19 protein-coding genes, 1 tRNA gene and 1 pseudogene are annotated in these 20662 nt (G+C 61.4%); 7 read left to right on the plus strand and 14 right to left on the minus strand.

Annotated elements, in window-relative coordinates; translation table 11 throughout:
- Positions 1-48: 48 nt before the first annotated feature.
- Positions 49-297 (minus strand): hypothetical protein, encoded by a 249-nt coding sequence (locus CQ019_RS18510; RefSeq protein WP_181148402.1) that lies wholly within the window; start codon positions 295-297, stop codon positions 49-51.
- A gap of 45 nt (positions 298-342) precedes the next feature.
- On the opposite strand from CQ019_RS18510, the gene CQ019_RS10530 reads away from it, so the two are divergent.
- Together CQ019_RS10530 and CQ019_RS10535 are read left to right on the plus strand one after the other, a co-directional pair.
- A complete protein-coding gene (locus CQ019_RS10530) occupies positions 343-1065 on the plus strand; it encodes a sirohydrochlorin chelatase (RefSeq protein WP_105552943.1) in 723 nt (240 codons plus the stop codon).
- A 56-nt stretch (positions 1066-1121) separates the two neighbouring features.
- On the plus strand, positions 1122-1790 hold the full coding sequence (locus tag CQ019_RS10535) for an alpha-ketoglutarate-dependent dioxygenase AlkB (protein ID WP_105552944.1): 669 nt from the start codon (positions 1122-1124) through the stop codon (positions 1788-1790).
- Positions 1791-1794: 4 nt separating this feature from the next.
- Here the strand turns inward: CQ019_RS10535 and CQ019_RS10540 are convergent, their stop codons facing one another.
- Complete coding sequence (locus tag CQ019_RS10540) at positions 1795-2739, minus strand: endonuclease/exonuclease/phosphatase family protein (protein ID WP_181148404.1); 945 nt, start codon at positions 2737-2739, stop codon at positions 1795-1797.
- Between the two features lie 170 nt (positions 2740-2909).
- On the opposite strand from CQ019_RS10540, the gene CQ019_RS10545 reads away from it, so the two are divergent.
- Positions 2910-4154 carry an MFS transporter gene (locus tag CQ019_RS10545; RefSeq protein ID WP_105552946.1) on the plus strand — a complete coding sequence of 415 codons (1245 nt, stop codon included), beginning with the start codon at positions 2910-2912 and terminating at the stop codon, positions 4152-4154.
- 67 nt (positions 4155-4221) lie between these two features.
- Here the strand turns inward: CQ019_RS10545 and CQ019_RS10550 are convergent, their stop codons facing one another.
- Positions 4222-4656, minus strand: a complete 435-nt coding sequence (locus tag CQ019_RS10550) for a VOC family protein (RefSeq protein ID WP_105552947.1) — start codon at positions 4654-4656, stop codon at positions 4222-4224.
- Between the two features lie 193 nt (positions 4657-4849).
- On the opposite strand from CQ019_RS10550, the gene CQ019_RS10555 reads away from it, so the two are divergent.
- Positions 4850-4922, plus strand: a tRNA-Ala gene (locus CQ019_RS10555).
- A gap of 59 nt (positions 4923-4981) precedes the next feature.
- Here the strand turns inward: CQ019_RS10555 and CQ019_RS10560 are convergent.
- The 4 genes from CQ019_RS10560 to CQ019_RS10575 form a co-directional block, all read right to left on the minus strand.
- Positions 4982-5872 carry an integrase core domain-containing protein gene (locus CQ019_RS10560; RefSeq protein WP_105569645.1) on the minus strand — a complete coding sequence of 297 codons (891 nt, stop codon included), beginning with the start codon at positions 5870-5872 and terminating at the stop codon, positions 4982-4984.
- 132 nt (positions 5873-6004) lie between these two features.
- On the minus strand, positions 6005-6604 hold the full coding sequence (locus CQ019_RS10565) for an NADPH-dependent FMN reductase (RefSeq protein ID WP_105552948.1): 600 nt from the start codon (positions 6602-6604) through the stop codon (positions 6005-6007).
- 138 nt (positions 6605-6742) lie between these two features.
- The gene (locus tag CQ019_RS10570) at positions 6743-7009 is read right to left on the minus strand and encodes a hypothetical protein (RefSeq protein WP_105552949.1); all 267 of its coding nucleotides are present in this window, start codon (positions 7007-7009) and stop codon (positions 6743-6745) included.
- Positions 7010-7022: 13 nt separating this feature from the next.
- Positions 7023-8219, minus strand: a complete 1197-nt coding sequence (locus tag CQ019_RS10575; protein WP_105552950.1) for a S8 family serine peptidase — start codon at positions 8217-8219, stop codon at positions 7023-7025.
- Between the two features lie 576 nt (positions 8220-8795).
- Between CQ019_RS10575 and CQ019_RS10580 the strand changes: the two genes are divergently transcribed.
- Both CQ019_RS10580 and CQ019_RS10585 read left to right on the plus strand, forming a co-directional pair.
- Positions 8796-10679, plus strand: a complete 1884-nt coding sequence (locus CQ019_RS10580; RefSeq protein WP_105552951.1) for a BCCT family transporter — start codon at positions 8796-8798, stop codon at positions 10677-10679.
- A 199-nt stretch (positions 10680-10878) separates the two neighbouring features.
- Positions 10879-12093, plus strand: a complete 1215-nt coding sequence (locus CQ019_RS10585; protein WP_105569646.1) for an NAD(P)/FAD-dependent oxidoreductase — start codon at positions 10879-10881, stop codon at positions 12091-12093.
- Here the strand turns inward: CQ019_RS10585 and CQ019_RS10590 are convergent.
- From CQ019_RS10590 to CQ019_RS10620, 7 genes are all read right to left on the minus strand, one after another.
- Entirely contained in the window at positions 12066-12494 is a 429-nt protein-coding gene (locus CQ019_RS10590) for a cupin domain-containing protein (protein WP_105552953.1), read from the minus strand. The genes CQ019_RS10585 and CQ019_RS10590 overlap by 28 nt on opposite strands.
- A gap of 21 nt (positions 12495-12515) precedes the next feature.
- Positions 12516-13337 carry an IclR family transcriptional regulator gene (locus CQ019_RS10595; protein ID WP_105569647.1) on the minus strand — a complete coding sequence of 274 codons (822 nt, stop codon included), beginning with the start codon at positions 13335-13337 and terminating at the stop codon, positions 12516-12518.
- A 55-nt stretch (positions 13338-13392) separates the two neighbouring features.
- Positions 13393-14736 carry an MFS transporter gene (locus CQ019_RS10600; RefSeq protein ID WP_105552955.1) on the minus strand — a complete coding sequence of 448 codons (1344 nt, stop codon included), beginning with the start codon at positions 14734-14736 and terminating at the stop codon, positions 13393-13395.
- A 183-nt stretch (positions 14737-14919) separates the two neighbouring features.
- Positions 14920-16173: an aminopeptidase P family protein gene (locus CQ019_RS10605; RefSeq protein WP_105552956.1), complete on the minus strand. Its 1254-nt coding sequence runs from the start codon at positions 16171-16173 to the stop codon at positions 14920-14922.
- 298 nt (positions 16174-16471) lie between these two features.
- Positions 16472-18163 carry a BCCT family transporter gene (locus tag CQ019_RS10610; protein ID WP_105552996.1) on the minus strand — a complete coding sequence of 564 codons (1692 nt, stop codon included), beginning with the start codon at positions 18161-18163 and terminating at the stop codon, positions 16472-16474.
- Between the two features lie 52 nt (positions 18164-18215).
- The gene (locus CQ019_RS10615) at positions 18216-19010 is read right to left on the minus strand and encodes a creatininase (protein ID WP_105569648.1); all 795 of its coding nucleotides are present in this window, start codon (positions 19008-19010) and stop codon (positions 18216-18218) included.
- A 385-nt stretch (positions 19011-19395) separates the two neighbouring features.
- On the minus strand, positions 19396-20055 hold the full coding sequence (locus tag CQ019_RS10620) for a GntR family transcriptional regulator (protein ID WP_105552958.1): 660 nt from the start codon (positions 20053-20055) through the stop codon (positions 19396-19398).
- Between the two features lie 152 nt (positions 20056-20207).
- On the opposite strand from CQ019_RS10620, the pseudogene CQ019_RS10625 reads away from it, so the two are divergent.
- A pseudogene (locus CQ019_RS10625) lies at positions 20208-20662 on the plus strand (serine hydroxymethyltransferase); the annotation flags it as partial.

Consider the following 20662-nt stretch of genomic DNA (forward strand, 5'->3'; position numbering starts at 1 on the left):
ATGGGAAGTCAGCTCCACTTGATTCTCGATGGCTCGATGCTGACAACACTATCGAGGAACCTTTGCCCCGAAATTTCCCATTTGTTTCCATAGGAATAATTCATACATAAACTCGACGAGAACTACGGGGGTCGTGTTTGCGCCGCCGCGCAATGAAGCCTGGCCGTGGCCAATGCCGGTGAAACGAGATTTACCTGGGCGCAACAGAACCGTGCGATCGGCCGTAACAGGCGCTTCGTAGACTGCAACCACAGGCTCGTGACAACGAGCCTCGAAACTACCGAAGGGAAGAATCATGGGCCTACTCATTGCCCGCGAAATGCCGGAGCCCGGTCAGCCCGCATGAGCGGGGGATCAACAACCGAACCGCGAACCGAGTCCCTGGTGGCCGTCTCGCACGGCACCAGCGATCCGGCAGGCCAACGGGCGATCAACTCCTTGGTGGAGGAAATCCGCCGGGCGGCCTCAGTGGCCGTGCACCAGTCATTCGTCGACGTCCAAGAGCCCCGGGCAAGTACGCTGCTCCTCGGGCTGCCGGACGAAGAGCAGCACGCGGTCCTCGTGCCGCTGCTGCTTTCGCGGGGTGTGCACGTGGATCAAGATCTCACCGAGGCGGCGGCGCTTCGGCCCAATACTCGCATTGCACCGGCCCTCGGCCCGCACCCGTCGCTCGCTCTGGTTATCGAGCACCGACTCGTGCAGGCCGGATGGCGGCGCGGCGAACCTGTCATCCTCGCCGGTGCGGGGACACGGCTGGCCCAGGGCGTGCATGACTGCCAACAGGTTGCCAACCTGCTGGCCGGCCTGCTGGGGGTGCAGGTTACCGCCGCCTTCGTGGCCGCGGCGACCCCGTCGCTGGGGGAAGCGGTCGCCGCGGCCCGGGCGGCGAGCCCGCAACACCGCGTGGTCGTGGCCAGTTACCTGTTGGCGCCCGGCTACTTTCAGTCCCTGATCGAGCGCTGCGGCGCAGATCTGGTCAGCGATCCATTGCTTGCCCCGGACGCTGAGGTGCCCGCAGAATTGGTGAACCTCGTATTGCATCGCTTCCTGGCGGCGTTATCCTAGGCCCGGACCAACCTTCAGCACTTGCCGGCAAGGGCCAAGAACGGCACAGTGTAAACATGCAGTCGCTTTTCGATGACGGCGCCTTCGAGCGTCGGCCCCATACCGTGCGCGCGGGCGCGGTCCATCTGCCCAGCTGGCTAACCCGCGAGCAGCAGGACTGGATGACCGAACGCTTCCTGGATTGGGGCAATGGACCGGTCCCGCCGCATTCCACGCTGGTCAATGGACACCCGATGAAGGTCAAGACGGTATGCCTGGGCTGGCATTGGGGAAACTACACCTACACGCGCACCGCCGAAGACCTCAACGGCCAGCCGGTGCCACCGATGCCCGATTGGCTGGCGTCACTGGGACGGCGCGCGGTGCTGGAAACGACCGGGGACGGAGCAAAAGCCGCGGGCTACAACCCCGATGTGGCGATCATCAATTACTACCCGCCGGGCTCGACCATGGGCATGCACCAAGACGCCGAAGAGAAAATCAACGCACCGATCGTCTCGCTGTCCATTGGCGAGAGCGCGAACTTCCGCTTGGGCAACAACGAGACGCGCACCAAGCCCTACCAAGATGTGCGTCTGGCTTCCGGAGACTTGTTCGTCTTCGAGGGTCCCGCCCGGTGGGCCTTCCATGCGGTGACGAAGATCTATCCGGGTACGGCTCCGGCCGGCTGGTCGCTGGGCAGCGGCCGGATCAACATCACGCTGCGTGAGACGGGGATGGGCTAGGCCGCTATTCGGAGGCCAGATCGAGGGTGGCAATGACCGCCCGGTGGTCGGAATCTCCCACCGCCAACGTGTCCGAGGAGCCGGTATCGAGGCCGCGAACCAGCACGTGGTCGATGCCCAACATGGGCATCGGACGGTTCGGCCAGGTCATCCCGAACCCCCAGCCCTCATGCGGCACCTTGTTGAGCTGCTCCGAGACCGGCGAGAAATGGCGGTCGGCATTGGTCGCATTAAAATCGCCCAAGGCAATAATTTTCGCGCTCCGATCGGCGGCGAGCGTGCGTCCAAGATTGCTTAGCATCAGGTCGCGTTCCGCATGCTCCAGGGGCCGGGCCGAAGCCACGTGGACCGCGTACACCGTCACATCCCCGGCGTCGGTTCGAACGCGCAGCTTCACCGCCCGGGACCAACCCAACCCAAGGTCCAGCGGCTCTTCGTCGAGGATCGGATACTTGCTGTAGACCCCCACGGTTCCCACGGTGTACTGGTGCGGGTGGGTTTCTTCCAGCAGTGCAGCGACTTCCTGGGCCTGTCCTTCACCCAGTTCCTGCAGGCTTATCAGATCTGCGCCCGTGGCGAGGAGACCCTGTGCGGAGCTGTGCGCCCCGTCTTCGTGCACATTCTGCGTGGCGACAATAAATTTGGCGGCCGGTTCGGGGGCATTGGCCGGCAGGAACGCCGCGCCAAAGATCCACGACCAAGCCACCAACGGAAGCAGGAGCACCAAAAAAGAGATGCGGCCACGCGCCGCCAGCGCCCAGCAGAACAACAAGGGCACGCCGAGGCCTAGCCAGGGAGCCAAATTGTCCAGAAACAGTCCGAGCCCACCGCGTTCGGGGAAGCTGCGGTGGGCAACTAGCACTATGGTCAGTGCCAATGACAAAAGAACTATCAATAACCGGGCGGCCATCCGGCCGGCGGTGAGGCGTTTATGAGCTGCATGGGACATGAGAATTCCACAGTGCCACATGTTCCTCGCCCAGCCGTGGATTGAGCGTGGAATACCCGCGCCGCGTTCTCTGTTGGGTACCCGAGAGGTATTGTCATTACGATTGATACGGGCGCCAACGTAGCCGTGCCATGAACACACCCGAATCGCAGCAAAGTAAGAGGCCCCCAATGAACCGTTTAGCGCCCCCGCGGTATTTAGAAGGCAGGACACTGCTCTTCGCAATTATTGCCCTAGGCATGGGTGGCTTTGGCATCGGTGTGACCGAGTTCGCCATGATGGGCCTGCTCCAGGAAGGCGCTGAGGACCTGAACGTCACGAATTCCCAGATGGGGCTCGTGATCAGCACCTACGCGATCGGCGTGGTTGTCGGTGCGCCGCTGTTGACCGCGGTCGCCGCAAAAATCCCGAAAAAGCGTGCGGTGCAGCTACTGATCCTGCTCTTTGCCGTGGCAAATCTTTCCTCATTCTTCGCTCCGGATTACGGAACCATGCTGTTCACCCGGTTCCTTTCCGGACTGCCGCACGGGGCCTACTTCGGGTTGGCAGGTGTGCTGGCAGGTAATTTGGTGCCCGGCAGCATGCGTGGGCGAGCCATCGCGTGGGTAATGCTGGGCCTGTCGGTGGCAAACGTCGGCGGTGTCCCCTTGGTGACCTTGCTGGGCCAGGAAGTCGGATGGCGTTCGATGTTCCTTGTGGTCACCGCGGTGGGGCTGCTCACCTTTGCCTTGATCACTATTTTCGTCCCACTGCGCAGGGCCGAAGCGGGAGCAAGTATGCGCCGCGAACTTTCGGCGCTTAAAAGCCTGCAAGTCTGGTTGGCCATGGCAACCGGCATCGTAGGCTTCGGTGGGTTCTTCGCGGTCTACTCCTATATTTCTCCAACCCTCACCGACGAAACCGGGCTGGATATTGTGCTGGTTCCACTGGCCCTGGCGCTCTACGGGGTGGGCATGGTGGTCGGCTCGTTGATCGGAGGACGGCTGGCCGACTGGTCGGTGTTCGGAGCGATCAAGCTGGCCAGTGTGCTCATGGTTATCAGCATGCTGGTGTTTGCCGCCGTTGCCTCGTGGGTGATCCCAACACTCATCATGGTGTTCGTCCTGGGCAGCGTCGGTTCGCTGCTGATCCCGAGCCTGCAGACGCTGCTGATGGATTCGGCCCCACATGCGCAGTCGTTGGCTGCGTCGCTGAACCACTCGGCGCTCAACGTGGCCAATGCCCTCGGCGCTGCGCTCGGCGCGATCGTGATCAGCGCGGGCCTGGGCTACCGTGCGCCGTCGGTGGTCGGGGCCGGACTTGCGGCCTTGGGCTTATTGATCGCGTGGATTACCCAGCTCCGAGCCCAAAAGCTTGGCCTGGTTATCGGCGCGGCAGCGGTTCTCGAGCGGGTCGACGCGCCGGAACAACACTAAACAACAAATGCAACTAGGTGCGGGGCGTGGATCCATTGGATCCACGCCCCGCACTCATCTGTACTGGTTAGCCCTCTTGGCTTCCTACGGCACCGATATTGAACATCCAACACACCCCGAACTTGTCGGTCAGCATTCCGAACGAGTCACCCCACGGGGCCTTGGCCAGCGGTTCATCGATGCGCGAACCGTCGGAAAGCTTCTCCCACCAGGCGGTGAGCTTCGCTTCATCTGCGGGGTCGGTGGCATCGTTGCTCAGGGCAATGGTGCCGTTTCCGGTCACATTCATTTCCGGCATGGCATCGGAACCCATCAGGTGCAGTCCGCGATCGACGAATAAGGAAGAGTGCATGATCAGGTCGGCGGTGGCGGGATTGCCGTCATCCATTCCTTCTTTGAATGTCATGGCGGAGTATTCTCCGCCGAAAACGGAGTGGTAGTACTCCATTGCCTCGCGGGCGACGCCGCCAAATTGCAGATAAGGGGTCATAGCAACGGACATTGGGAAGTTACCTTTCGCCGAAGTTCGTAGGACTGATCCGTCCACGAGGCACATTCTTCCACCGGAACTCGAGGATGGGAAGAGGCGCTGTGATTAGCCTCTCGGAATCCCGATTGGTATTTATCTGCAGGCTCCGGTAGAGTTATATCTCGGTTCGGAGGTCCAAAAGATCGCAAGAACTAAACCTTCATCTGGGGGTATGGCGCAGTTGGTAGCGCGTCTGCATGGCATGCAGAAGGTCAGGGGTTCGAATCCCCTTACCTCCACAGTGTAATGTCTCGGGACATCGGTAGAACGATGTCCCGAGACATTAGTCTTTTAACTGTCACCTATTCAGGCGAGAAATTGCTTTTTGGTAGTTCTTCGATGGATCGATTTTGAAGTACCTGATGATTTCTCCGGTTTTTCTGTTGATGACGGTTACGTCCCGATCATCAATGAGCATCCGGACCGGAACGCCTGAATAGGTGCGTCCCATTCCGAGGTGGCGAAGCTGCCCTCCGTAACGTAGCGTCAGCTTTCCGTCCTTGTCCACGGTGTCTGTTCTGATGCGCCGTTCGTCCTTTGGAAGCGGTTTCGGAACGGCTTTCGCTGTTGCCGTGTAGCGCAGATATGGTGGTTTCCTCCCCGCTGCTTTGTGTGGCCTTTCCATGTTGTAGACGTGCTTGAATTCCTCAAGTTGCTCGTTGAGTTGGGCGACGGTTTTGGCCCGTGGTTGGGCATTGAGCCAGAGCTTGAGCGTGCGATGGAATCGTTCAATCTTGCCCTGGGTTTGAGGGTGGTTCGGTGAGCCGTTGATCTGCTTGATGTCCCATTCCTGGAGCAGCTTCTCGAACTGGTTCTTCGCTGGTTCATCTCCGTTGATCTTGCCGGTGAAGCGGGTGGTGAAAACCAGTCCGTTATCGGTCAATGAGGACTGTGGTCGGCCGTGTTCCTCGCAGGCTTGGGTGAACTGTTTTGCTACGTGGTGCCCAGTCACGCGCCGGTATGCGCGGATGCTGATGAGGAATCTGGAGTGGTCATCGATGTAGTCCAGGATTTCGGTGTCGCTGCCGTCGGCCAGTCTCCAGTGGGTGAAATCCGATTGCCACATTTCGTTGGGGAGCGCGGCTTCGAAGCGGATCAGGGAGCTTTTCGGGCGTTTTTGGGGTTGGTCGGTGACGTGGTTGGCTTGGCGCAGAATGCGGTGGACGGTGGATTTTGAGGGTGCCGACACCCTTACCTCCACAGATTAAAATCCCGGTATCACTTGCATAAAGTGATACCGGGATTTTTTCGCTTAAACTTCTGCGACCCTTTACCGAATTCCGCTGGGGCCAGCCGAAGGAACTCGGGACGCGCCGGGCGCCTAGCCGTGCTGCGGGCTCGGGTCGCCGATATGGCCCTCGGCGCTGGCGTCCAGCACGCGGGCAACAAAAGCCGCGTACTCGCCCATGTAGTGCTTCAGGAAGTCGGCCGTCGAATGATTGTGCACATTGCCCTCGGCATCGAAGTCTTCTTGGTTGAATGCCAGATAGACCTCGGGGGAGTTCAGTTGCGGGGAGTCGAGGAAGCTGAGCACGCCGCGCATCGAGGACTGCATCACCGCGGTGCCGATGGCGCCCATTGAGGCTCCGACCAGTCCGCTGGGCTTGCGGGCGAATGAGTTGGTGCCCCACGGTCGCGAACCCCAGTCGATCGCATTTTTCAGCGCACCGGGAATCGAGCGATTGTATTCGGGGGAGATGAACAACAACCCGTCCGAAGCTTCGATGGCGCGTTTGAGTTCGGTACCGACGGAAGGGTAGTCCTCGTCGTAATCGTAGCTGTAGAGCGGCAGGTCCTTGATCGGGATTTCGGTGAATTTCAGATTCTCCGGGGCCAGCTTGATCAGGGCCTTGGACAACGTGCGGTTGATGGAATTCGTGGCTAGCGAACCGACAAAATAGCCGATGCTGTACTGTCTCATGTCCCCAGTTCACCACCGTCGCCGGCATCCGTCCAGAGATTTCCGAACAGGAAAATTGCCGCGCATAATTGCCTCGAGGCGCAACGGAATGACGCACGCCGAGAGCCTGCGTCATTCTATTGCGCCTCAGGTCAGCGACTACTGCAAGGGATCTTTCGGGTTGGGCAGCCGATAAACTCTTTCATCATCCACCGACTGCACGCCTTCGACTTGCTGCAGCTGGGCGCGCAGTTCCTCGTCGCCGTGGCCGATCACCTGGCCTAGCGTGCCAAGCACCTTGTTGATCCGCAGCCCGGAGGCTTCCAGCGAACTGACCACCTGATCGATCCGCGCGGTATAGGTCGCGGTCACGGTCACGATATAGGTGTGCGAGGACGTCACCCGATCGTCCGATGATTCGCTCATGATCTCCCTGCCCCTAAGCTTCGGCCGGTGGCGGAGCTTGGGTGAGGCCTGAGCCAACGTCCACGGAGAACAGCTCCAAACGCTGGGCCTCTTGCACGAGCTCGGCCCACAACTCACGCGCCCGGAAGCCGGTGGCCTCGGCTAGTAACGCCGCGATGCCGGCCACATGCGGGGTGGCCATGGAGGTGCCGCTGATGGTGTTGTATCGTTCGGCCCCCGGCCAAGAGGAATAGACGGCTACACCCGGACCGGAAATATCCACCTGGCCGCCACGGCCGGGCAGCGTGCGGGCGGAGAAGTCGGCTATATTCAGCGTGTTATCCAGCGCGCCGACCGCCATCACGTAGGGGCTGTTGGCCGGTGCCCCGACGAACCCTGCGTTCCCCTGGGAGCGTTGGGCGTTGTTGCCCGCCGCGGCGATGATCAGCGAACCGAGTTCCAATGCCCGGCGTCCGGCGGTCACATAGGGCGGGTGCACTTGCTGCACATCGGCCCCCAGCGACATGGAGATCACCTGGCATTCGTTTTCCAGGGCCCAGTCGATACCGGCCAGGATGGTTGCGTCAGACCCGGAGCCGTCGGCGCCAAGCACCTTGCCCGCGTAGATATCCGCCCCGGAGGCCACCCCGTAGCCGCGGCCGTCAGCCAGGGTGCGTGGGCCGCAGGAAGAACCGATGCAATGGGTGCCATGTCCGTGGCCATCTTGGGCGTCCTCGCCCGGGACGAAGGATTTGGACACCACCGTGCGTCCGGCGAAGTCGGGGTGGGCTAGGTCGAAGCCGGTGTCCAGCACCGCTACCTTGATGCCGGCGCCGGTGAATTTGGAGTCGACCGCGGCTACCGCCTGCAAGCCCCAGGTTGCCTGATCGGTGTCGTTGAATGAATCGGTGGGCTGCGCGGTGGGCTCTGCCGACAGGGCGTGGTACACCATCTCGGGAACGACGCGGGTTGGCATACTCCGGCTGGCGCAACGCGCCTGGAACTCGTTGAGATGCTCCGCGGCGCTGCTGACCACGGCGATGCCGAGCCGCGGGAAGTATTCGGTCAGGCCATAACCTTCGGACTCGAGAATCTGCGGGACATCCTCGGAAAGGGCGCGGATCCCAACGCTTTCGGTTTCGGTTTGTTCGGCCGAGTCGAAGACCAGCACGTAGCGGCCAGGAATAGGGGTAGCGCTAGAACGGAGAAAGGGAACCTCTGGGGTGAACATGGTCGACTCCTTCAGAACAAGTCAGCTTCCAGCTCCGCGCCGCCAGGTGAATTCATCCGCTGCCGAAGCTGTGGTTACCTAGCACTGTACCGGGCTTGGTATGCGCGTCACCACGATTTGGCAAGGAAACTTTTCGCTCTGCGCACTGCGCAGGCGGAACTGCCCGAAGTGCTAGTGAATTGCGTTCGGGTAGCGGCCGAGTCGGAGATGAATGAATATTTCGCCCCAAATCGTGCCGCGCAGATGAGATGAATTTTCTCTCAATAACTTGACGTCAGGATTTGCGGACCACGCGCTGGGAATCCGTGGAAAACTGCGGCCATTCCTGTGCGGGCGCTTCGCTAGAATCATTCGTCGTCTCGGCAAACGCACTAGTCAAGTTCTGATCAATGGTCAACTGAACGAGATTTTGATTATTTTTCGCCTGCGCGTGTAGCGCAGAGCAAAGCTGCTGCTCATGGCGCCGAAGACACATGGAAGAAGGGACTAATTTTCCCGCTGCCACTTGTATCTTAGTCCGCGACGCATAAGGGTGTTAAACCATAGGGCAATACTCGCAGCAAAGGATAAATGACGATGACGCGAAATATAGACGAGGTCGAACCTCCCGAGAGCCCGGATGAATTCGGTGCGGATGAGACCATTTCGGACTCCCCGCATACCGCGCCGATCCCGGTGCATATGCACATTGCCGAAAACGACACCGACGAACAGATCACCGCCAAGCTGCGCCGCCAAGGCGTGCGTTTGGGCAAGGGCGGGATCGCACCAGCGGTCTTCTGGCCGTCATTGATAGTGATCCTGGCCGTGGCGCTTTTCGCCATTGCGCTGCCGGATACGGCAAGCAGCACCTTCAACGCGGTCCAGAACTGGATCGTGGCGAACCTGGGCTGGTACTACATGCTGATCATCGGCGGGTTCGTGGCATTGGTGATCGTGATCGGCTTCTCGAAGCTGGGCCGGATCACGCTGGGCAATGACGGGGAGAAGCCGGAATTCGGGCTGTTCAGCTGGTTCGCGATGCTCTTCGCCGCCGGCATGGGCATCGGCCTGGTCTTCTATGGCGTGGGCGAACCGCTGATGTACGCCACCGTTGACCCGAAGCCCGGATGGGAAGGCACCGAAGGGGAACTGGCGGGCCTTGCCATGGCGCAGACCTTCATCCACTGGGGCCTGCATCCCTGGGCCATCTACGCGGTCATCGGATTGGCCCTGGCCTACGCGATCCACCGCCGTGGCCGTCCGGTCTCCATCCGCTGGGCACTGGAACCGGTGCTCGGGGACCGGGTCAAGGGCTGGCTGGGCGATGTGATCGACGTGCTGGCCATCTTCGGCACGGTCTTTGGCATCGCGACCTCGCTGGGCCTGGGCGTGCAGCAGATCAGCTCGGGACTGCAGTCCATCGGGCTGGTGGATTCGGTGGACAACACGCTGCTGGTCATCCTCATCGTCGTGATCACCTTCCTGGCCACCATGAGCGTGGTCAGCGGCCTGGGCGCAGGCATTAAGTGGCTGTCGAATATCAACCTGTCCATGGCCGGCCTGCTGATGATCAGCGTGCTGCTGCTGGGCCCGACCCTGTTCCTGTTCCAGAACTTCGTGCAGTCCCTGGGCGTGTACCTGGCCAACTGGATGAACATGACCTTCGACGTCGGCGCCTTCCAGCAGAGCGAGGCAGCGCAGACCTGGTTCTCCAGCTGGACGGTCTTCTACTGGGGCTGGTGGATTGCTTGGGCCCCGTTCGTGGGCATCTTCATCGCCCGCATTTCGCGTGGGCGCACCGTGCGCCAATTCGTCTTGGGCGTGCTGCTGGTGCCGACCATCGTCGGTTTCCTCTGGTTCTCCGTGATGGGCGGCGCCGGGCTGTACCGCCAGTTCTTCGGCGCCGGGGACATGGTCCAGGACGGCGCGGTTTCCGCCGAAGGCTCGCTGTTCCAGGTCCTCGGTGCCCTGCCGATGGGAACGATCCTCTCGGTCATGGCGATCATCCTGGTCGCGATCTTCTTCATCACCTCCTCGGACTCCGGCTCGCTGGTGGTGGATATGCTCGCCTCGGGCGGGCACCCGAACCCGCCAACTTGGTCCCGCGTGCTGTGGGCGGTGCTCGAAGGCTTGCTGGCTGCTGCGCTGCTGATGGCCGGCGGGCTCCAGGCGCTGCAGGCCGGTTCGCTGGCCACGGCACTGCCATTCAGCATCATCATGATCCTGATGGCCGTGGCTACCGTCAAGGGCCTGCGCCACGAGAGCAAGACGCTGGATATCATCGAGGCCAAGATCCGGCTCGAGCGGGTCACCGAGCTCGTCTCCGACGAGCTGTGGGGCACCCTGGATGACCAGCCGGAACTGCGTCGTTACGTCGATGACCGCATCGACTACCGGGTGACGCGCTCGCGCGGAGTTTTCGGCCGACGCGATGAAGGCAGCGGCAAGGCCCCGCATAAAAGGGGAACCGAGCAGTAGCAATGTCTCTCGGTAGGCCTTGAACGTCGGCTGGCGAGCTGACCGCACCAAGCGGTCCGCTCGCCAGCTTTTTCGTTGCCGGTAGCTGAACTGAGCGAACCTTGCCAATCGGGCCATTGAAGTGTGAGGATCGAAGAGACAAGCACTATTCACTGCCCGCGGCGGCATCGCTGCGCCGGCAGAAGTTAAGGGGTGTTCGATGAGCCAGGAATCAATCGTCATCGTTGGTGCGGGTCTTGCCGCGGCCAGCGCCGTGAAGGAACTGCGCAGCTTGGGGCACACCGGGGCGATCACCCTGATCGGCGAGGAGCAAGAACTGCCCTATGAGCGGCCGCCCTTGTCCAAGGGCTATCTCCAAGGCCAGGAGAAGCTCGAGGACTTCACGGTTAACACCGCGCAGTGGTATGCGGAAAACAACGTGGATCTGCGGCTCGGGGTGCGGGCCGAAAGCATTGACCGGCAGAACCAGTTGGTAGCGCTCAGCGACGGCGGCAGCGTTTCCTATGACCGGCTGGTCTTGGCCACCGGCGCCCGTCCGAACCTCGGCGGCGCGCATCCCTTCGAAGGCCATGACCTGCCCGGCGTGCACGTGCTGCGCACCGTGAAACAGGCACATGCACTGCGTGAATCGCTGGCCGAAGACATCCAGCTGGCGGTGATCGGCTCGGGCTGGATCGGCATGGAGGCCGCCGCGAGCGCCCGGCACCGCGGGGCGCGGGTCACCGTGTACTCCCCGGACGAGGTCCCGCTGGGCAAGGTCTTCGGCGACCGCTTCGGACATCACCTGCTGGAGCTGCATCAGCGCAACGGGGTGGACGTGCGCACCGGCACCCAGGTCGAGTCGATACAGGAAACCGACGGACGCCTCGAGGTAGTCAGCAGCGCCGGAACCAGCCGCGCCGACGTGGTGCTTCTGGCCATTGGCGCGGTCCCGAATATCGAATTGGCGCAGCAGGCGGGGTTGGAGACCGATCGCGGGGTGATCGTCGATGCCGCGCTGCGCAGCTCGGATCACAAGATCCTCGCCATCGGAGACATCGCGCAGGCTTTCAACAGCTCCCTGCGCCGGGCGCTGCGCGTGGAGCACTGGGACAATGCCATCCGCCAGGGCAAGCTCGCCGCCGCGACGCTGACCGGGCAAGAGGCAAACTACGATTGGGCCCCATACTTCTTCACCGACCAGTTCGATTTGGGCATGGAGTACGTCGGCTATGCGGCCCCGGAGGACACCACGGTGGTGCGCGGGGACACCGAATCGGGGGAGTTCATCGTTTTCTGGCTGGATGGCGGAAAGCTCACCGCGGCGATGAATGTGAACATCTGGGATGTGAACGAGACCTTGCGCGGGTTGCTTGGACGGAGCATCGCTCCGGAGCGGCTCACCGATCAGTCGGTGGAGCTGGGCGAGCTCTGAGCCGCGCCGCGCAGTTGCTCCGCGCGGCGGTGCGACCCGTAGGGTGTCAGGTCGACGCTGCCCGGCGGGCCCCACACCACCAGCACCCGTAGCTCCGCGCTCCCGGTGTTCGTCAGGTCGTGCAGCTCGGCGGGCCCGGCGAGCACCGAGTCTCCGGAGCTCAGCTCATAGGTTCTTGCGCCCACGCGCATGCGGCCGGTCCCTTCCAGCACCTGGTAGAACTCGATCAGTTGCTCACCCTGGTCGTGCCGGTGGCGTCCCTCGAAGCCTCCGGGCGGGATCACCCAGGTTTGAATGGCAACCGGCAACCCGGTGTGCCCGCCGAAATGGTGGTGCATCAGCATTTCGCTGCCCTCGTGGAGCCGGTAGCCGAAGCCATGGGCGTCGCGTTTTTCCAGCATCTTTCCTCCGTAGTGGTGGCGCTAGGCCAGCTGGCGGGTATATCCCATGCGCTGGCCGATTTGGCGTGCCGTGCGTACGCATGCCGCGATCAGTTCGTCTAGAATTTCGGGCGTGATTCGGAAGAACGGTGCCGCGATCAAGACGCTGGCAACTACCTCACCGCGATGATTGAATATCGGGGCCGCCACACCGACTTCCTCCTGCGAGGTTTCGCCGTAGTTCACCGCGTAGCCCCGGTTTCGTGCAACGCTGATTCGATCAAGGAATTGCTCCGCCGTAAGATCGCCCTGCAATACGATGCTGCCGTTCTCCAAGAGCTCCCGGGTACGTTCCGGGGTCTCATAGGCTAGAAACAGCTGAACCGTAGCGCTCAATGCGGTGTTGTAGCGGCTGCCCATCGCGGAGGTGTGCTTGACCGGTCGCGTGGAGGGTATCTGCTCCACCGACACCGATTCGTGGCCATCCCAGATATTGAGCACCGCGGTTTCCCGGACGTGCTCAGCGAGTTCCTTCAAAGGCAGATAAGCCGTCTGGCGCACGTCGAGATTTGCCAGGAGCGGGCCGGCAATGGCGATCAATCCCAATCCCAAGCGGAACTTCCGGGTGGGCTCGTCGCGTTCCACGATGCGTTCTTGAACCAGCGTGGCAAGAATTCGGGACACGCTGGATTTATGCAGGCCAACTTCCGCCGCAATCTCCGTCACGCCGACCAGCTGCCGTTCAACGGTGAAGCAACGCAAAACATCGATCACGTTGACGATCACCGATGCGCCACGGACTTCGGGGGTCCGCTCGTCCTCGACGTGTGGCGCGGCCGATCCTTCGTTCTCGAATGCAGTCATGATTTCCTCAACCTGTACGTTCGGGTAATTGAGCTAATCCTAGCTGGCGGAGAAGCTACGCCAGCGGCTTCTTGCTCGTTTCGACGGAGAGTGCCACGGCAATCAGCGAGACCACCGCGGCGCCCATCAGGTACCAGCCCGGAGCCAAGACGCTGCCCGAGGAGGCGATGAGCAAGGTTGCGACGAAGGGCGCGGTACCGCCGAAGAGGGCATTGGAGAGGTTGAAGGAGACCGCGAACCCCGAGTAGCGTACGCGGGTCGGGAACATCTCGGCCAGGAAGCTGGGCAGGGTTCCGTCGTTCAGCGTCAGCATGGCGCCGAGCAGGACCTGGACCAGCAGGATCATGGCGAAGTTGCCGGACTCCAGCATCATGAACGCCGGAACCGTGAACAGCACGAACAGCACCGAAGCGGTGATCAGCACCCGGCGTCTGCCGAAGCGGTCCGAGAGCATGCCGGTGAGGAAGATGAATCCGATGTACGTGGCCAGGGCCACCGTCGTCGCGATATAGGCCGAGGTGCGGTCCAAGCCCAGCTCTTCGGACAGGTAGGTGGGCATGTAGCTGAGGATGACGTAGAAGCCCACGGCGTTGAGCAAGACCGCCCCGGAGGCCTGGAGAAGCTGGCGCCAGTGGTTGCGGAAGAGCGATGACACCGGAGTCTTGGAGGTATTCTCCTCCTTGGAGAGTTCCTGGAAGACGGGGGAGTCCTCGAGCTTGGTGCGGATGTAGCGGCCGATGAGGCCCATCGGCGCGGCGAGCAGGAACGGGATGCGCCACCCCCAGCTCTGCATCTGCGCCGGTTCCAGAAGTCCGGTGAGCAGGGCCGCCATCAGCGAACCGAGCAGCAGGCCCGCCGCGGTGCTTGCCGGCACCACCGCGGCATACAGGCCGCGGCGATTGGCTGGGGCGTATTCGACGAGGAACGCCGAGGCCCCGGCGTACTCCCCGGAGGCGGAGAAGCCTTGCACCAGGCGAAGCGCGAGCAGCAGCAAAGGTGCGCCGATGCCGATGCTGGCGTAGCCCGGCAGCAGTGCGATGGCGAAGGTCGCTCCGGACATCAACAGGATCGACCAGCTCAGTGCCTCGCGGCGCCCCACGCGGTCACCGATGTGGCCCCAGACGAAGCCACCCAGCGGGCGGACCAAAAATGAGATCGCGAACAGCCCGAAGGTCAGCAGCAATGCCGTTTGGGGAGCTGATTCGGGGAAGAATACCGCGGCAATGGTCACGGCGAGATATCCGTAGGCCGCGTAGTCGAACCACTCCACGAAATTTCCGATGAAGCTGGCGGCAACCACCTTGCGGCGGGTCTGCGGGTCAACGGAAGGTGATGCCGGGCCGTTATCGGCAGCGAGCGCGGCTGCTGCGCCCGGTGGGTTGTTGTTGCTCTGGGTCATGGGGAGATGCCTCTGCAAGGTGGCGGCGCCGGCCGCTTGGCTGCGATGCCGCGGGGATATCAGGTGGTGTCGGAACGCCGTTCGGAGCCCGATACTTGGCGCAGCGCCCGTGCATGCTGCGGGACTAGTGGTTAAGCGCCCGTGGTGTGGGGGTGGACCCCACACCACGGGTTTCGACTGCCGCTAGGCGTCGATGATGTTGTTCTCCGGTCCGAAACCGAACTTGGTGATGTTCTCGGCTCCGCCATCGCCGACAACCAGAATGTCGTGCTCGCGGTAGCCGCCGGCACCCGGCTCGCCGTCCATGACGGTGAGCATCGGTTCCATCGAGACAACCATGCCCGGCTCGAGCACCGTATCGATGTCCTCACGCAGCTCCAGGCCCGCTTCGCGGCCGTAGTAGTGCGAGAGTACGCCGAAGGAGTGGCCGTAGCCGAAGGTGCGGTTGGGCAGCAGGCCGTGGGAAATGTAGATCTCGTTCAGCTCCGCGGCGATGTCCTTGCAGACGGCTCCGGGCTTGATGAGCTCCAGTCCGCGCTTGTGCACCTCGACGTTGACGTTCCACAATTCCAGGGAGCGGGCATCCGGCTCGCCGAGGAACAGCGTGCGCTCCAGCGCGGTGTAGTAGCCGGAGGTCATCGGGAAGCAGTTCAGCGAGAGGATGTCCCCGCGCTCAAGCTTGCGGGTGGTGGCCCAGTTGTGGGCGCCGTCGGTGTTGATCCCGGACTGGAACCAGACCCAGGTATCGCGCACCTCGCGGTGCGGGAAGGTCTTGGCGATCTCGTGCACCATCGCTTCGGTGCCGATCAATGCTACTTCGTATTCGCTGATGCCTTCGCGGATGGCGGCCTTGATCGCTTCGCCGCCCAGATCGCCGATGCGCGCACCGTGCTTGATGACTTCGATTTCCTCTGCGGACTTGATCATGCGCTGGCGCATGGCATCCTGCGAAACATCCACCAGCGTGGCACCACTGAAGGTGTCGGCGATCTGCCGGCGGGTCAGCCCCGGCAGGGCGTCATCTTCCACGCCGATCCGGCTTGCCTTCACGCCGTCGCGCTTCAGTGCTTCCTGCAGGCCGTAGAAGAAGTTGTCGCGCTTCCAGTCGGTGTACACGATGTTCTCGCCGTAGCTGGTGCGCCAAGGCATGCCGGCATCGATGTTCGCCGTCACGGTGGTGGAGTTGTTCGCGGTGACCACCAACGCGTAGTTGCGGCCGAAGGTGGTGTACAGGAAGTCCGAATAGTACTTGATGCCGTGATAGCTGGTCAGGATGACCGCGTCCAGGGACTTTGCCGCCATGATTTGGCGCAGTCCGGCCAAGCGGAGCTCGAACTCCGTGTCCGAGAAGGTTAACTGCTGCTTGGTTCCGTTGTGCAGGGTCTTCAGGCGCGCCAGCTCGGAAACGTTGGTGGCAGTGTTTGCGGCGGTGGTCATGGTGTTGGCTCCTTGTAAGAAATGAAGTGTCAAGGTAGGCCGGCCCAATCAGATGGATTGCGAGGATTCATGGGAATCGCCGGAGAAGAGTTTACGAGTTGCAATGAACGCAACGTCGTTGCAAGAAGACTATGTGTGCCTTGGGTCACTGTCAAGAAGTATTTTGGAGACCCTGCGGACCCAAGTAAAAGAATTCGTGTGACTTGGAATGATCAATGTTTGCAGGGGAATGGATGAAGGCCGCGAAGCTCAAAGTTTCGAGCTTCACGGCCTTCGTGGAGGTGTGGTTTGCGCAGTACTAGCCCTGCTCGCCGTCCTGCGGCACCTTCTTGCGGATGGCGCCCTCCCCGTCTGGATCCGGGACGAAGACCAGACCTGGATCCGGATTATTGATGTCCTTCTCCAGTTGCCTGATCGCCTTGTCTCGTTTGAGCAGCCGGCGGATCAAATTGATGATCATCAAGATGATCACGAAGGAGAAGGGGAAGGCGCCGATAATCGTTCCTGTTTGCACGGTATCGACCACCGCCGTTCCACCCATGGTCAACAGCACCGTCGTCACCGTAGCAACGGACAGCACCAAGACGACACGGAAGACCGGGCCGGATTTGTGCGGAGCCGAAACGAACTCGCTGAGCGCATAAATTCCGGAGTCCAACGAGGTGACGTAGTAGGTGGCAACCAGCACGGTGGCTACGACCAGCAAGACGGTTCCAACGATCGGTACCGAATCGAGCATCGCAAACAGGCCCGAGGAGGTATCGGCGGCCACGGCGTCGCTGATGCCGCGGTTGGATTGGTCGTCGTAGTAGATGGCGGCCGATCCGAGGATGGCTACCCAGACCATGACGATCAGCGATGGAATGATAGTCACGCCGAGAACAAATTCGCGAATGGTCCGCCCGCGCGAGATCCTGGCGATGAAGCCGGCCACAAATGGTGAGAATGCTATGACCCAGCACCAGATGAAGACCGTCCACCAGCCATTCCAGCTGTCCTTCCAGCTCTCCAAGGTGGTGGCAGCCAACCCCGAATCGGTCCAAAGGCTCATAGTCGCGAAGTTCGTGAAGAAACTGCCAAAGGTCTGGGACATATTAGAGACGATGAACAGCGATGGGCCGAAGATCAGTACCGCGGCGATCAAGGCGATGCTCAAAATTGAATTGAGCCCGCTGATCCGGGCCATGCCCTTATTGATTCCGACGATGGCGGAGATCGAGGTGATGCCCGCAAAGATCAGGATGACCATCAGCCACATCATTGGGGTGGCGCTCAGCCCGGTGAATGAGGTGAGGCCGGAGGAGAATTGCATGGCCGCAAAGCCGAAGGAGGTGGCCAAGCCGAGAACCGTCGCGATAATAGCCAGCAGCTCGATAACGACGCCCGCCCCGCGGCGCGACCAGCGCGGCAGGATGTCAACCGTCGCCTCGCGAAAAGTCAAGGTCTTGCCGAGGTTGTGATGCGAGTAAGCCAAACACACTGCAACGGCGCAATACATCGCCCAGGCCGTCAGGCCCCAGTGGAAGTAGGTCCAGACGATGGCTCCCTCCTGGGCGCCATTCGGACCGGAGGGGATGACCGGATTCTCGTCGCGCAGCATGATTGGTTCGGCAACCGACCAGAAGATCAGCCCGATACCCTGCCCGCAGGCGAAGAGCATCGAGTACCAGGCGAACTTGCTGTGTTGCGGTTTCGCTAGCGGCCCGCCAAGGCGGATCTTGCCCACGCGGCTCATCGACAGCCAGATGCAAACCACCACGGTGAACACGGAGTACAGGATGAACAGCCAGGTGAATTTTCCGGTCACGAAGGTACGCATTTCGGAAATCGCTGCGGAGGCGGACACTGGGTTGCCGAGCACCCAGATGATCACCGCAAGGATCAGCACCGGTGGGATTACACGGATCAGCAATCGATCTATGGGTGGAATATGCCGGCCCATGAATCGCGGAACCTCTACCTGTTCGCTCTCCTCCTCTCCTCGGCGCATGGCTTTGCCTGATTTTTTCCGGCCCTGGGACGTTGAATGATCCACCGACATACTATTTCGTCTCCAGGCTTATGCCGCCGAGCAGCAATTCGTTCTCGAGGGCGTCGGCCACCTGTCTCGTGACGGTTTCGAAAAGCAGCCGCCCGCGCTCGGCGGTTGCTCCCTTAGCCGAAGAGAGGCAGCCGCTGTCCGGCGTCCGGGAGGGGTCTTCGGGAAAAATGTCGTAAGGGGTGAGCTTCGCCGGTGGATGGTCGACAACGCGATCCATGCTGACCAGTTCGGGGTGCAGCAGCAGCATTAGCGACGTTTCGAGGATGCCTCCATGTTCTATGTCCCAGCCGAGAAAACCGTCTGGAAAGACCTTGGACAGGGTCTCTTCGTCGACGAAGTCCCAGTAGGAAAGCAGCATAGCTCGGGCGGCGGATCCGCCGTTGCGGGTCCTGGCCACCGCATTGTCCAAACCCTCGTAGATGAATTGGTAGTTCTCAAAATGCCCATTGAGCACGACAACATTGTCGAACCCCTGGGCTATGAACGAACCGACAACATCTTCAACCATCTGGCTGAGCGTGCAGCCGCCGAGGCTGACGGTTCCCACGCGGTGGTTGCCGCCGCCGGAGCGCGGCTGTGATTTGTAGCCGTAGCAAAGTGCCGGAGCGACCAATGCTCCGGTTTTTTCTGCCACGGCGCCGGCGATGGTGCGTGAGAGCAGTGCATCGACGCCTAGCGGCATGTGGGGTCCGTGCTGTTCGGTGGCTCCGGCTGGAATGACAATGGTGGATCCGGGGCGGGCTAAGTGCTCCGCGTAGGTTTGGGCATCAAGCTCTTCGATGAATACTGAGTGCATGGAAATCTCCTGGCCCCAAGGGGGTGCCGAAGCGCCGCGGATGGGATTTGTTTTGGTTCGGAGTATGGTTGCAGTAAGCGCAACGCTGTTGCACTGCATCATTTCAGTGGCTCAGGTCACAGTCAAGCCCTGGTGAGAAATAATCTGGCGCACCGGATGCACGTTGAATCCGTGGTGATTGCTAGCCCGGAGGTGCCGCGGGCGAGGAGCGTCTCTAGGTGCCAGGGCGCGCGGAGGTTGCCGATTGGCCTCCTGGATAGGTAGGTAGCCGTCGGCAAACATGGGCGAATGCGGCGAAATGGGAAAGTTGGCTGCGTTGGAAATTCCGCTGGAGGTCGCGCGTAGGGGTGAGCGTTCGGCGACGCATGGGGGTGGATCGGGGGAGCTACAGGACCGCGCGCACCGACGACTCAAAGTGCACGATGTGTTCCAACGCCAGTTCTTCGGCCGCATGAACGTCGCCGTCCAGAATGGCCTGGAGCAAATTGGCGTGTTCTGAAATGTGCTCATCCACCGTGGGCAATCGGTCAAGGGTCATGCACCAGATGCGTGTGGCCAGGTTGTCCAGTCGAATGAGGGTTTCTTCGAGGTGGTGATTGCCGGCCGCGCGATAGATCAGCCGGTGAACCTCCAGATCGTTCTCCATCAGCTCGCGGCGGGCATTGGTCGAGTTCAGTGCGCCGACCGCTCTGACGGTGTCCTCCATTTGGGCGCGGACGATCCCGCCGTGCAGGGCGGCGGCTTTTCCCGCCGCCAACGGCTCCAGCGCCTGGCGCACTTCGGTGATATCGGCCAGTTCGGTGATGTCAACGCGTGTGGCGAAGGTTCCGCGGCGCGAGTAGGACTGCACGAGGTGGTCGACTTCGAGGCGCTTGAGTGCCTCGCGCAGTGGCGTGCGCCCAATGCCTAGCTCTTCGACCAGCCGGGCTTCGTTGATGGGGTCGCCCGGGGCGATGTCCATCATGATGAGCCGATCGCGCAGCACCAGATAAGCGCGTTCGGCCATGGACTCTCCTCCGCTAATCAGCTGAGCTGTCATGGTCATCGTGTCCTCCGATTTCCCGGCGCCGTTGTGCCGAAATGCTATGCGTCAAAGAAATTCCAGCTAACCCATTGACCGGGGTGTGACTCCCATCATACAGTGAATTACAGATTGATATATCAGTTGTCGGCAATTCATACATTTAGGAATGGGCAATGACTCTAACTACCTCCCTCGCAGCGGATTCGCTGACCGAGGACCTCGGAACCCTGGACCCGGAGATTGCGCAGCGGATCGATGCCGAGCTCGCTCGTCAGCAGCGTGGTCTGGAGATGATCGCTTCGGAGAACCATACCGCGCAGGCTGTGATGCAGGCGCAGGGTTCGGTGCTGACCAACAAGTACGCCGAAGGTTACCCGGGCCGCCGTTACTACGGTGGTTGCGAAGAGGTTGACGTTATCGAGACGTTGGCGATTGAGCGCTTGAAGGCACTGTTCGGTGCGGAATTCGCCAATGTGCAGCCGCACTCCGGTGCGCAGGCCAACGCTTCGGTGTTCCACGCGCTGGTTCGCCCGGGCGATACGGTCATGGGCCTGAACTTGGCTCATGGTGGTCACCTGACCCACGGGATGAAGATCAACTTCTCGGGTCGTCTCTTTAACATCGTTCC

Source organism: Arthrobacter sp. MYb229 (assembly GCF_002975405.1).
Taxonomy (GTDB): Bacteria; Actinomycetota; Actinomycetes; order Actinomycetales; family Micrococcaceae; genus Glutamicibacter.